This is a genomic window from Micromonospora echinaurantiaca (assembly GCF_900090235.1).
Taxonomy (GTDB): Bacteria; Actinomycetota; Actinomycetes; order Mycobacteriales; family Micromonosporaceae; genus Micromonospora; species Micromonospora echinaurantiaca.
In genome coordinates this window covers 6939849-6952284 of record NZ_LT607750.1, presented here as the reverse complement: position 1 = coordinate 6952284, position 12436 = coordinate 6939849, and the positions used below count along the sequence as shown (strand labels likewise).

Genomic DNA, 12436 nt, shown 5'->3' with positions numbered 1-12436 from the left:
ACGTCGGACGCGGGCTGCCACCACGGTCACACTCTGCGCAAGATACGTCAAGATATGCGTGATATGCATTTCATGTATTCCAGAACGCTTGCGCGTCGGCGACGATCCGTCCGAGCGCCCGCGGAAGTCGCCAGCGCCGGTCGGCGGCCGGGCGAGGGCGTGCCGGTGGATCGGCGCGGCGGGCCATACGATGGCGGACATGGCGACGACGAGCGGCGAGAACGGGAGCAACCGGAACTGGACGTTCCTCACCAATCACGGGCACGTGCTGCTCGCCATCGCCCGCAATCCCACCGCCCGGCTGCGTGACGTCGCCGACGAGGTGGGCGTCACCGAACGGGCCGCCCAGGCGATCGTCGCCGACCTGGAGGCGGGCGGCTACCTGCGCCGCACCCGGGTGGGCCGGCGCAACGAGTACACCCTCAACCCGGCCGGCCGGTTCCGCCACCCCGCCGAGAACGATCGCCAGGTCGGCGCCCTGCTGGCGCTCTTCACCGAGGAACCGGTGGCCGGCGGCGCCAACCCGTCCTGACCGGTCGGGGTGGTGGGGCCGCGGCGGGGCCGACTCGGCGGGCCGGCCGCCCGGGGACCGGCACCGCCGTTTCCGGGTCGGTGCGAGCGGGTGCTCCCGTCACCGCACGGCGGGCGGCGCGGCGGTAGTCTCAGCGCGTGCGCGAGAGCTTCCGACCGGATGGGACAGCGCCGGTCCGCAGTGCCGGGCGCGCGGCCCGCGCCCTCCTCAGTGGAGCGGCCGCGGTGCTGCTCGCCACCCTGGTCGTACCGCCGGCTCCGGCCGCCGCGGCGCCCCGCTGCGGCCCGGCCGGCCAGGCCGCCCCCGCCGAGCTGCCCTGGCCGTTGCGCCGGCTGGAGCCGTCGTCGGCCTGGCGGCTCTCCCGCGGCGCCGGCGTCACGGTCGCGGTGATCGACTCGGGCGTCTCGGCCATCCACCCCGTCCTCAGGGGACAGGTCCGCCAGGGCCGCGACTTCAACGGGCTGACGCAGCAGCAGGGTCAGTGCGACCTGGCCGGACACGGCACCATGGTGGCCGGCATCATCGCCGGCCGGGAGGGCACCGGGCAGCCGTTCAGCGGCATCGCGCCGCAGGCCCGGATCCTTCCGGTACGGGTGCTGCCGGACACCCGGCGCACCAACGACGAGGCCCTGCCCGGGCAGATCGCCCAGGCGATCCGGTGGGCGGTGGACAACGGCGCCGACGTGCTGAACCTGTCGCTGGTGACGCTGCCCCGGCCCGAACTCGCCGACGCCATCGAGTACGCGCTGGACAAGAAGGTGGTCGTGGTGGCGGCCGCCGGCAACCGGCAGGAGCAGCAGCACGACCAGCCGGCCTACCCAGCCGCGTATCCCGGGGTCATCGCGGTGGCCGGGGTGGACGAGCAGGGCGGGCACGTGGGCAGTTCGGTGAGCGGCGACTACGTCGACATCGCCGCCCCCGGGCTGAACATCATCGGGCCGGCGCCCGGCGGCGACGGATACCTCGCCGAGCCGCAGGGCGGCACCAGCTTCGCCGCCGCGTACGTCTCGGGAGCGGCCGCGCTGGTCCGCGCCGCCTACCCGGACCTGACCCCCGAGCAGGTCGCCGAGCGGCTGACCCGCACCGCGGACAGCCCGCCGGACGGCCACAACGCCCAGCTGGGGTACGGGGTGGTCAACCCGTACCGGGCGGTGGCGAGCCTGCTCGGCACCCGGAGCAACCCGCCGGCCGGCGCGCTGCCGGCGCCGCCGCCCGCCGACGATCCGCTCGGCTGGCAGCGCACCGTGGCGATCTGGGTCGCCGCGATCGGGGCGCTGCTGGCCACCGTGCTGCTCGCGGTGAAGCCGATCCTGGTCCGGGGCCGGCGTCGGGGCTGGCGCCCGGGCCGTCGCCCGGCCGGCGCCGACCCGGCCGCGACCGGCTGACGCTCCGCCAGCCCGCCCGAAGCTCCGGCCGGAAAACGTCAGCGCGCAAAACGCCAGCCCGGAAGCGGGCCGGGAACGCCGGCTGGGAGACGCCGGCCGCGCAAAGGCCAACCCGAAACGCCAGTCTTGTAGACGCTGGCCCGAAAACGCCAGCCCTGTAGACGCCAGCCCGGAAACGCCAGCCCTGTAGACGCCGGCGCGGATGCGCCGAGCGCCGCCCAGCCGCCGGGTGGCGGTGGACGGCGCTCGGGTCGCGGGTCGAGGTCAGGTCAGGTCAGGTCAGGTCAGGTCAGCGCAGCACGCCGGGCGTGCCGTCGCCGTCCGCGCCCCAGACGTCCTCGTCCTCCTCCAGCCAACTGTTGCGCGGGGCCTCTTCCTCGCCGTAACCGGCACCGCCGGCCCCGCCCATTCCGGCGATCCCGCCGCCCCGGACGCCCGCACCGCGCGCCCCGGCACCGGCCGCGCCGGCGGCACCGGCCCGTCCGCCGCCGCGGGCGCCACCGGCCATGCCGCCGCCCATGGCGGGGGCCATGCCGCCAGCGAGCCGCCCACCGCGGCCACCGCCCCGACCGGCGCCGGCCGCGCCGCCGCCGCCCATCATCGGCGGCATGCCGGCCGCCACCGGCCGGCCGAGGGCACCGCCGCCCGGGATCATGCCGCCGCCGGCCAGGCCGGCGCCACCGCCGCCCATTCCGCCGCCCGCGCCGAGGCCGGACGTGGCGGGCAGGCCGCCGCCGAAGCCGCCACCGCCCAGGCCGGGAGCGCCGCCGCCACCGGCACCGGCCAGCCCGCTGCCGTAGTCGTCGGCGAGGCTGCCGGAGCCGGGGTAGCCGCCGCCGCCCGAGCCGTACCCGCCGGAGAGGTCGGGGTGCGCGCCGGAACCGATCCCCGGGGAGCCGGTGTCCGGCATGCCGCTGGTGCTCAGCGACGGGCTGCCACCGAGACCGCCGGTCGACGGCGAACCGCCGAGGCCCGGCACACCGCCGGTCTTGCCGGCGCCGGGACCGCTGCCCAGATCCGGCGTGGTGACCGTCGGGTCGGTCGAGGTGAACGGACCGGACTCACCCGGGGTGCGCGAGTCGACAGTGGTGTAGTCGCCCCTGACCTGGTTGTAGACCTTCGCCGCTTCCTCGGACTTGTCGTTGATCCAGTCGGCGAGCGAGGTGATCGGGTCCAGGAAGCCGAGGAAGTCCGGCTTCACCTTCATCTCGAAGAACCCGGTGTCGATCACCAGCCGGCCGTTGCGGGCCTCCAGCACGTCGTTGACGCAGCTGGCCGGGATCGGAAAATCGCGCTGGGCGGCGGTGAGCTTGTCAGCGGCCTCGTTCAGCGACCGGACGATGCCGTTCTGGCTCTCCGCGCCCTCGACGAGCTGACCGGCCCGCTTGGCGAGCCCGGTGATGTGGGTCTTGAAGGCCTCGTACGCCGGGCCCTTCCACGCGTCGCCCAGGTCCTTGACGTTGGTCTCCAGGCTCTCCTTGACGGTTCGCAGGTTCTTCAGCAGCTGCTCCCAGCCGAGCGCGGCGCTGGCCACGTCGCCTGGCCGACCGTCGATGACGATCTGCTTGCACATCTCTTCCCAGCTCGGCACGGCCACCCTCCCCGTCTACGCCTTGCCGCGGTTGCTGGACGCGGTGTTGAAGGCGTTCTGCATCTCGGCCGCCGACATCTCGTTGGCGCCCTCGGCCGTCTCGTAGTTCTCCTTGACCTTCTGCAGCGCGTTCGCCGCCTTGTAGAGGTCCTTGGCGAGCTGGCGCATGCCCTGCTGGGTGCTGGTGTACAGACCGCTGTGCTTGCGCGCCAGGTCGCCGGCACGGTCGAAGCTGCCGAGCGGGCTCGTGCCCCCGCCCATCTCGCCGCCGCCGGCCCCCGCGGCGGTGCCGCCCATCTTGTCGGAGATCTCCACCATCTCGTACGACTGGCTGTGGATGAAGTCGGCGGTCTCCTCCAGCCACTTCTTGGCCTTCTCCAGGCTGGAGGCGTCCCACTCGGTCTTGGCGCCGGCGTCGCCCGCCCCCGGGACCAGCCCGGACGGCACCTCGGCCCGGTTGACGTTGTCCATGGTGACGGCGTCCAGCGTCACGAACGGCGGCACCATGTGCGGTGGGCCGATCGGCACGTTCGGCGTGTCGATCCGGACCTCGTCCGGCTGGTCGGTCCTGTCCTTCGTCATCGGTTCCTCCCCGTCGCCGACTGAAGATCTGGCTTACTGCTGGTGCCCGCCCGGCGGGGGCGGGGGTGGCCCGGCCGGCCCCGGCGGCGGCCAGGCGGCGGTGCCGGGCGCCGCTCCGGGCGGCGGAGGATAGCCACCGGGCCCCGGGGGCGGCGGGTAGCCGCCCGGCGTCGGTGCGCCCTGCGGTGGCACGTACGGACCGCCGGGCTGCCCCGGCGCCCGGCCGAACTGCTGGGCACCGGGCGCGCCGGGCGGTGGCGTGAATCCGGGCGGTGCAGGGAAGCCCTGCGGCGCCGCGCCGGGTGGTGCCGGGAAGCCCTGCGGCGCCGCGCCGGGCGGTGGTGGGAAGCCGGGCGGCGGCCCGGCCGGGGTGGCGGCCGAGCGGCGCCGGGACCGGCGCACCAGCACGATCACCACGATCAGCACCACCAGCGGTACGGCGAGGCAGAGCGCTACCTGGATCACCGCGCCGGTCTTGTTGGTGACGCTGATCGAGACGGCCGGGCCGTCGTCCTCCTCGCCGGTGGCGGCCGGCCCGGCCGACGCGTCCGCCGGGGCGCCCTCGCCGGACAGCAGCGGGTGCGCCGTCACGGCCGGCACCGGGCGGCTCAGCGCGGCGACCGGATCGACGGCCCCGAAGCCGTACTCGTCGTCGCGGCCGGACGGGCCCTCGTCGCGGGCGGTGCGGATCAGCCGGTTCACCACGTTGGCGGCGTCGAGGTCGGGGTGCTTCGCCCGGACCAGGGCCGCCACGCCGGCCACGATCGCGGCCGACTCGCTGGTGCCGCTGCCGACGCTGTAGCCGTTGGACGAGACCGACGTCGGCCGCGGCGTGATGATCTGCTCCATCGGCGCGGCCAGCACGGCCTCCGGCCCGGCGACGCTGCCGCTGAAGAAGTCGCCGTTCTTGGCCAGCCCGGTCACGGCGATGACACCGGGGATGCTGGCCGGGTTCAGGACGCTGGTGTCGCCCTGCTCGCGGTTACCCGCCGAGGCGACCAGCACCACGTTCTTGTCTAGGGCGTAGCGGACGGCGGCCTGCTCGTCCGCGCCCGGCCGGCCGCGGGCGCCGAGCGACATGCTGATCACGTCGGCGCCGTTGTCGGCGGCCCAGCGGATGCCGGCGGCCAGTTCCGCCGCGTCGGTCCGGCTGCCGAGCGAGATCGGCAGGATCTTCGCCTCCGGGGCGATGCCGAGCTGGCGCATGGTGCCGCCGCCCCGGCCGGCGATCAGGCCCGCCATGCCCGTGCCATGGCTGATCTTGTCATCGGTGCCCCGCCCGTCGGCGGTCGCGTCGGCGCCGAAACCCTTGCCGGGCAACACCTGGCCGCGCAGGTCGGGGACGTTCGGGTCGACGCCGGCGTCGATCACGGCCACGGTCACGCCGCGGCCCTTGCTGACCTTGTGGGCCTGCGGGATCTTCAGGCTGTCGAGGTACCACTGGAGGCCGCGTACGGTGTCGGCGGCGCGCGCCGGTTCCGGCGCCGCGAGCGCTCCCGACCCGGCCAGCGCGGCCAGCGCCAACGTGGCGACGGCGGACCTCCACAGTGGGCGGAGACGCAGCTCCGTGTTCATCGCTCTCCCAGGACCTCGACGGCTGGTAACGCGCCGCGGCTCCGGCCCGGTCGAACCGGACCGGAGCCGCGTCGATGGTCGCTCAGCCCCACACCTTGGCGTTGCTCATCTCGGTGTTGACGTAGTTCTCGCGGGCGATGCCCACCGCGCCACCGATGTCGTTCAGGATCTTGTTGATGTCCCGGACGGCGGCGTCCCACTGCGCCTGGTGCTGCTCGTAGGCGGCCCGGTCCTGGCCGTCCCACTGGAGCTTGCTCAGCATCGACCGCAGCGTGTCCAGCTTCTCGTCGATGGTCCGCGAGATGGCCAGCATCTGCTGGTTGCTGCTCTCCAGGACTGCGTAATCAACCTTGATGCTCATCGGTTCCTCCCCTGCTCGTCTCGGCGGATCACGGGTTGAGTGCAGAGTGGAACTTGTCCAGCATCTGCTGCTGCTCTTCGTCGTTGACCTGGTGCGTCGTACCCGACTTGTCGAGCAGGTCGGCGATGTTGTCCATCGCCGTCAGCAGCTTGGCCGTGTCTTCGTTCCAGCGCTGCATCAGCTGCTGGAAGCCCGCGGACGCCCCGCCCTTCCAGGCGATGGCCAGGTCGTCGACCACGTTCCACAGCTTCTTCAGCTCGCCGTCGACCTCGCTGCGCGTGGACCGCACGTCACTCGCGGCGGTATGCAGAGTCGCTGCTTCGACCTCGAACGCCATGCTTCACACCCTTCCGTCTCCTTGTGGCGGCGGATCTGCCGCGCCCTCCCCCGCGGCAAGGCAAACACCCCACCGACGGACACTCCTCTGAAGACCGTAGCGGACCGCGTCCAGCGAGCGCAGCCCTGTCTCGCCCACTGTGACGGCAACGCGACCGATGCGGTCCGACGCGCAAGTCACGAGGAGCGTGAATACGATCTCACATGCAGCACCGAGCCGACGACGAAGGCGACCCCGAGCAGCACGACCAGGCCCCACTGCACCGGGTCGCCACCCGCGGTCGCGGCGAGCGGGGCGGCCAGCGCCGCGGTCGCGCTGAGCACGACGATCTCCGCCACCCGCTTCACCCGCGCCGAGCCGCTCAGCTGCGCGACCAGCCCCAGCACGACGAAGACGGGCATGGCCAGGAGCGCGTACCCGAACGACCAGGTCACCCACACGGCGCGCCCACCTCTCGTGCTGCCGGCCAGGGTCGGCAGGGTCCCCGATCAGACCGGCTCGGACCAGGCGGTCTGGATCAGCTGCTGGCCGTCGCGGCGGCGCACCAGGGTGCCCCGGCCCGGCGGCTGCGGGCTCGGCCGCAGCGTGCCGAAGACCGCGCCCTCCTCCCGGTTGCCGGACATCAGCAGGCCGGGCGAGTCCAGCTCGCGCAGGCGTTGCAGCACCGGCTCGTAGAGCGCCCGGGCCACCCCGCCGACCCGCCGCGTGATGATCAGGTGCAGGCCGATGTCGCGGGCCTGGGGCAGCAGCTCGTGCAGCGCGCTGAGCGGGTTGCTGCCGCCCGAGGCGACCAGGTCGTAGTCGTCGACCAGGATGTAGAGGTCCGGACCCTTCCACCAGCTGCGGTCGCGTAGCTGGGCGGTGGTGACGTCCGGTCCGGGCAGCCGGTTGGACAGCGCGCTGCGGATCGAGCCCAGCCCCTGCGCGAACGCCTGGTTGGACGGGGCGTAGTCGAGCAGGTGGTCGCCCTCCACGGCGCCGAGCAGGCCGCGCCGGTAGTCGGCGATGACCAGCCGGGCCTCGGCCGGGGTGTACCGCTCGGTGATGCCGCGGGCGATCAGCCGCAGCAGGTTGGTCTTGCCGCACTCGGCGTCGCCGAAGACCGTCAGGTGCGGCTCGTTGGCCAGGTCGAGGTAGACCGGCGCGAGCGCCGACTCGTTGACGCCGATCGGCAGGCCGGGCGCCGACCGGTCGGCCACCCGGGCCAGCTCGGCGACGGGCAGCTTGCGCGGCAGCAGCCGCACCTTCGGCGCCGGGCGGCCGGGCCAGTTGGCCGCCACGTGCGCGGCCAGGGCGGCCGAGGCCTCGGTCAGGTCGTCGACGTCGCGGCGTCCGTCGATCCGCGAGATCGCGGCGAGGAAGTGCAGCTTGTCGCGGGTCAGGCCGCGGCCCGGGGTCTTCTCCGGGACGTTCATCGCCGCCCGGCGGTCGATCTCCGACTCGGCCGCGTCGCCGAGCCGCAGCTCGAGCTTGGTGCCGAGCAGGTCGCGCATGTTGATCCGGATCTCCGCCCACCGCACGGCGGTGACCACCACGTGTACGCCGAAACCGAGCCCGCGGTTGGCCAGGTTGGTGATGGTCTGCTCCAGCTCCTCGTACTCCTGGCGCAGCGTGTTCCAGCCGTCCACCACGAGGAAGACGTCGCCGAACGGGTCGTCGGCGAACTCGCCGGCCGCCCGGCGCCGCCGGTAGCTGGCCACCGAGTCGATGCCGTGCTGGGCGAAGCGCGCCTCGCGGTCGTCGATGATGGCCACCACCTCGGCCACCGTCCGGCGGACCGCCTCGGTGTCCCGCCGGCCGGCCACCCCGGACATGTGCGGCAGCCCCTCCAGGCTGCGCAGCGCGCCGCCGCCGAAGTCGAGGCAGAAGAACTGCACCTCGCGCGGCGTGTGGGTGAGCGCCAGCGAGGCGAGCATCGAGCGCAGCATGGTGCTCTTGCCGCTCAGCGAGGCGCCGACGATCACCACGTTGCCGCCCGCGCCGGCCAGCTCGACCATCATCGGGTCGCGCCGCTGCTCGTACGGCCGGTCGACCACGCCGACCGGCACGGTGAGCCGGCCCCGGCCCTGCCAGGTGGCGGTGCACAGCCCGTACGTCGGGTCCGCCTTCAGCGGTGGGAGCAGCTCGCCCAGGCTCGGCGGCTCGGCCAGCGGCGGCAGCCAGACCTGGTGCGCCGGCTTGCCCCGCCCCTTGAGCCGGTCGATCAGCACGTCGAGCATGGCCACGGCCTTGCCGTCGGCCGGCTGCTCCGGCTCCGGCGTGGCCTCCACCGGCACCTGGGGCTGCCGCACCGGCACGAAGTGGACCCCGTACGGCACGATCCGGCGCTGCACCATCGCCTGCGACGCCGACGCCTGCTCGCCGGGCGCCCGGTACGGCCCGGACACGTACGCGGCACGGAACCGCAGCATGGTGCTGGTGTCGGTCTTCAGGTAGCCGTGACCCGGGGCGCTGGGCAGCTCGTACGCGTCCGGCACGCCGAGCACGATCCGGCTCTCCACGGCGGAGAAGGTGCGCAGACCGATCCGGTACGACAGGTGGGTGTCCAGGCCGCGCAGCTTGCCCTCCTCGAGGCGCTGCGAGGCCAGCAGCAGGTGCACGCCGAGCGACCGGCCCAGCCGGCCGATCATCACGAAGAGGTCGATGAAGTCGGGCTTGGCGGCGAGCAGCTCGCTGAACTCGTCACAGATGATCAGCAGGCTGGGCATCGGCTCCAGCGGCTCGCCGGCCGCCCGCGCCTTCTCGTAGTCGAAGCGGGAGACGTAGTTGCCGGCCGCCCGGAGCACCTCCTGCCGGCGGTTCATCTCACCGGCCAGCGCGTCCCGCATCCGGTCGACCAGCGGCAGCTCGTCGGCCAGGTTGGTGATCACGGCGCTGGTGTGCGGCAGCGCCTCCAGCGACGCGAAGGTGGCGCCACCCTTGAAGTCGACCAGGACGAAGTTGAGCTCCTCGGAGGAGTGCGTCACGGCCAGCGCGGCGACCACCGTACGCAGCAGCTCGCTCTTGCCGGAGCCGGTCGCGCCGATGACCAGGCCGTGCGGGCCCATGCCCTCGTGCGCGGACTCCTTGAAGTCCAGCTCGACCACGTTGCCGTCCGGGCCCACGCCGAGCGGGATGCGCAGCCGGTCCCGGTGGCCGCGGGGCCGCCAGGTCTGCTGCACGTCGACCGCGGCGGCGTCGCCCACCCCGAGCAGGTCGGGCAGCTCCATGCTGCGGGCCAGCGGCTCGTCGCTGCTGGCCTGCTGCTGGGAGAGCCGGTAGGGGGCGATCTGCCGGGCCAGCCCCTCGGCGGCCGCGGCGCTGAGCCGGTCCGGCCGGCCGAGCCGGGACGTGGACGTCCCGCGGACCAGGTCGAGCGAGCTGCCGTCGCCCGCGTCGAGGCAGAGCAGCCAGCGGCCGGCTTCCCGGGGCACGGTGCCGGACAGGTCGATCACGGTGGCGCCGAGCAGGCCCGGCCCCATCAGCTGGCAGGTCGGCGAGACCTCGCCACCGTCGATCACCACCACCACGTGCGGCATGGTGGTCAGCGGCTTCGCCTCCGGGGCGAAGCGCGGCCGGCCGGTCAGCTCGGCGGCGAGCGCCTCCTCCGCCTCCGCCAGGTGGGCGAAGACCATCCGGCGGGCGCCGGCCGCGTCGGTGCGGGAGCTGTGCTGGGTGTGCGGCAGCCACTTCACCCAGTCCCAGGCGGCCTGCCGGTCCACCGCGGCGACCACCGCGATGACCAGGTCGTCCGGGGCGTGGAAGGTGGCCAGCTGACCGAGCGCGGCCCGGGTCAGGTCGAGCACCGGCTCCCGCTCCCCGCGCAGCACCACCCGGCTGAACGCGCGCAGCGACAGCGCGGTCGGCAGGTCCGGCACGGTCGAGTGGGCGCGGACGAAGCGACGCAGCGCGATCGCGCTCATCGGCTCCAGGTCCTCGACCGGCTTCGTCTCCGGCGGCACGATCTCCACCGCGAGCCGCTGCGGGCCGGTGGCGATCCGGGTCTCGCCGAAGTCGTCCTCGGTGATCCGGCGCTCCCACAGCCGGCGGGACGAGGCGATCGACCAGAGCGCGTCCGGCTCCGGGTGCCGCCAGGCCATCGCGGCCCGCTGCTGCTCGGCCGCGCGCCGGGTGCGCTTGCGCATCTGGGCCAGGTAGCGCATGTAGTCGCGCCGGTCGGCGTTCAGCTCGGCCTTGTCGTTGTTGCCGTGGCTGAGGGAGCCGATCGCCATGCCCAGCATCGAGACGCCGAAGAGCCCACCGGCGACGTACGTCATCATCCCGCCGCCGCGGCCGGCGTAGAGGAACGCCATCGCGCCCACGCCACAGACCATCGGCAGGATCATCAGCAGCTGCCCCATCCCGCGGGGCGTCGGCTCCGGTAGCTCCGGTGGGGACTCCAGCAGCAGCTCACCACGCGGTAGGGCCGGTCCCGGCTGACGCGGGAGCCGGCGGAACACCACCGTGCTCACGGCTGTCTCCTCCCCAGAAGCGGCCTGACGAAGCACCTGCGAACGACCAGAGTCGTCGGGTGGGCATCGTACGTGCCCGCCATCGTAGGTAATCTCCCGTGGGCGTCAGGGACCCACGGGGACGACGTGCCGGCCCCGGGTCATCGTAGAAGAGCGCGAGGAGGCCACAGTGGCGACGAAAACGGCGACCGGCGGCCTGAGCCGGATCACCATCGTGGCTCCGCGGACCCGGATGGATCTCGCGCTCCCGTCCGACGTACCGCTCGCCGACCTGCTCCCCACGCTGCTCCGGTACGCCGGCGAGGACCTGGCCGACGAGGGCGTGCGGCACGGCGGCTGGAGCCTGTCCCGGCTCGGCGGTCCGCCGCTCAACGGCGGCCGTACGCCCGCGCAGCTCGGCATCCGCGACGGCGAGGTGCTCTACTTCAACCCGCGCGCCGCCGCCGCTCCGGAGATCGTCTTCGACGACGTGGTGGACGCGGTGGCGACCGCCACCAACCAGCGCCCGGGCGCCTGGCAGGTCGGCACCACCCGGTCGTTCGCGGTGCTGTTCGCCGCGGCGGCGCTCGGCGCCGGCGCGCTGGCCGCGCTCTTCCTCGGTCCGCCGCACCTGCCCGGCGCGCTGGCCGCGCTGGTCGTCGCGGTGGCCCTGCTGGTCACCGCCGCGGTGCTGTCCCGGGCGGCCGGCGACAGCGGCACCGGCGCGGTGCTGGGGGCGGTGGGGCTCGGCCACGCGGCCGTCGGCGGCCTGCTGCTGCTCGCCGGCGACCGGTCGCTGTCCGACCTGGCCGCGCCGCACGTGCTGCTGGCCGCCACCGCGGTGGTGGTCTGCGCCGCGGTGGCGGTGCTCGCGGTCGGTGACCGGCTGCCGCTCTTCTTCGGCGCGGTCGGCGTCGGCGCCGCGGTCGGCTTCGGGGCGTTGCTCTCCCTCGCCTTCGGCATCGACGCGCCGGCCGCCGCGGCCGTGGTCGCCGCTGTCGCGTTCGGCGCCGTGCCGGCGCTGCCGATGGCCGCCTACCGGCTGGCCCGGCTGCCCGTGCCGTCCATCCCCACCGGCCCCGACGATCTGAAGACCGACGCCGAGTCGGTGGACGGCCGCCGGGTGCTCCAGCTCAGCGAGCGGGCCGACGCGTTCCTGACCGGTCTGCTGTGGACGGTGTCGCTGCTGGTGCTCGGCGCCCAGGTGGTGCTCGCTCTCGACGGCGGCCTGGCGGCGGTGCTGCTCTGCCTCGTGCTGGCCCTGCTGTCGCTGCTGCGGGCCCGGCCGTTCCTCGGCCGCGCCCAGCGCACCCCGGTGCTGGTCACCGGCACCGCCGGGTTGGGCCTGGCGGCCGCCGCCGCGTTCGCCGGCGGCTCGCTGGCGGTACGCCTCGGGGTGGTCCTCGGCGGGCTGCTGCTGGCGGCCGTGGTGAGCCTGATCTACGGGCTGACCGTGGCCGGCAAGCGAATCTCCCCGGTCTGGGGCCGGCTGCTGGACATCGTGGAGATCATGCTGATCATCGCGCTGGTCCCGCTGGCCGTCTGGGTCCTCGGCCTCTACGGCTGGATCGTCAACCTCCGCCCCTGACCCCGGGGCGGCACCCGGCGATCAAGGGTTCGTGTCGGATGTCCGACTCGCGGCG

The 12436-nt window shown here is 74.2% G+C and carries 10 protein-coding genes; 3 read left to right on the top strand and 7 right to left on the bottom strand.

The window, feature by feature from the left end; translation table 11 throughout:
• Positions 1–190 precede the first annotated feature (190 nt).
• Both GA0070609_RS31655 and mycP read left to right on the top strand, forming a co-directional pair.
• Complete coding sequence (locus tag GA0070609_RS31655) at positions 191–532, top strand: helix-turn-helix transcriptional regulator (RefSeq protein ID WP_088997179.1); 342 nt, start codon at positions 191–193, stop codon at positions 530–532.
• A 137-nt stretch (positions 533–669) separates the two neighbouring features.
• Positions 670–1917 (top strand): type VII secretion-associated serine protease mycosin, encoded by a 1248-nt coding sequence (gene mycP / locus GA0070609_RS31650; protein WP_231928472.1) that lies wholly within the window; start codon positions 670–672, stop codon positions 1915–1917.
• Between the two features lie 289 nt (positions 1918–2206).
• Here mycP and GA0070609_RS31645 read toward each other — a convergent pair whose 3' ends face one another.
• The 7 genes from GA0070609_RS31645 to eccCa form a co-directional block, all read right to left on the bottom strand.
• A complete protein-coding gene (locus tag GA0070609_RS31645; RefSeq protein ID WP_157748348.1) occupies positions 2207–3508 on the bottom strand; it encodes a WXG100 family type VII secretion target in 1302 nt (433 codons plus the stop codon).
• A 15-nt stretch (positions 3509–3523) separates the two neighbouring features.
• Complete coding sequence (locus GA0070609_RS31640) at positions 3524–4090, bottom strand: hypothetical protein (RefSeq protein ID WP_088997176.1); 567 nt, start codon at positions 4088–4090, stop codon at positions 3524–3526.
• A gap of 33 nt (positions 4091–4123) precedes the next feature.
• Positions 4124–5665: a S8 family serine peptidase gene (locus GA0070609_RS31635; protein ID WP_088997175.1), complete on the bottom strand. Its 1542-nt coding sequence runs from the start codon at positions 5663–5665 to the stop codon at positions 4124–4126.
• Between the two features lie 82 nt (positions 5666–5747).
• Positions 5748–6026 carry a WXG100 family type VII secretion target gene (locus tag GA0070609_RS31630; RefSeq protein ID WP_088997174.1) on the bottom strand — a complete coding sequence of 93 codons (279 nt, stop codon included), beginning with the start codon at positions 6024–6026 and terminating at the stop codon, positions 5748–5750.
• A 28-nt stretch (positions 6027–6054) separates the two neighbouring features.
• Positions 6055–6363 carry a WXG100 family type VII secretion target gene (locus GA0070609_RS31625; protein ID WP_088997173.1) on the bottom strand — a complete coding sequence of 103 codons (309 nt, stop codon included), beginning with the start codon at positions 6361–6363 and terminating at the stop codon, positions 6055–6057.
• Between the two features lie 176 nt (positions 6364–6539).
• Positions 6540–6803, bottom strand: a complete 264-nt coding sequence (locus tag GA0070609_RS31620) for a hypothetical protein (protein WP_088997172.1) — start codon at positions 6801–6803, stop codon at positions 6540–6542.
• A gap of 48 nt (positions 6804–6851) precedes the next feature.
• Positions 6852–10814 carry a type VII secretion protein EccCa gene (eccCa, locus tag GA0070609_RS31615; RefSeq protein WP_088997171.1) on the bottom strand — a complete coding sequence of 1321 codons (3963 nt, stop codon included), beginning with the start codon at positions 10812–10814 and terminating at the stop codon, positions 6852–6854.
• A gap of 169 nt (positions 10815–10983) precedes the next feature.
• On the opposite strand from eccCa, the gene eccD reads away from it, so the two are divergent.
• The gene (gene eccD / locus GA0070609_RS31610) at positions 10984–12381 is read left to right on the top strand and encodes a type VII secretion integral membrane protein EccD (protein WP_088997170.1); all 1398 of its coding nucleotides are present in this window, start codon (positions 10984–10986) and stop codon (positions 12379–12381) included.
• Positions 12382–12436: the final 55 nt, after the last annotated feature.

Excerpts from the sequence above, each read along its gene's own strand:
- GA0070609_RS31655 (WP_088997179.1), top strand. The coding sequence starts at position 191 with ATGGCGGACATGGCGACGACGAGCGGCGAGAACGGGAGCAACCGGAAC.
- GA0070609_RS31640 (WP_088997176.1), bottom strand. The coding sequence starts at position 4,090 with ATGACGAAGGACAGGACCGACCAGCCGGACGAGGTCCGGATCGACACG.
- GA0070609_RS31635 (WP_088997175.1), bottom strand. The coding sequence starts at position 5,665 with ATGAACACGGAGCTGCGTCTCCGCCCACTGTGGAGGTCCGCCGTCGCC.
- GA0070609_RS31630 (WP_088997174.1), bottom strand. The coding sequence starts at position 6,026 with ATGAGCATCAAGGTTGATTACGCAGTCCTGGAGAGCAGCAACCAGCAG.
- GA0070609_RS31625 (WP_088997173.1), bottom strand. The coding sequence starts at position 6,363 with ATGGCGTTCGAGGTCGAAGCAGCGACTCTGCATACCGCCGCGAGTGAC.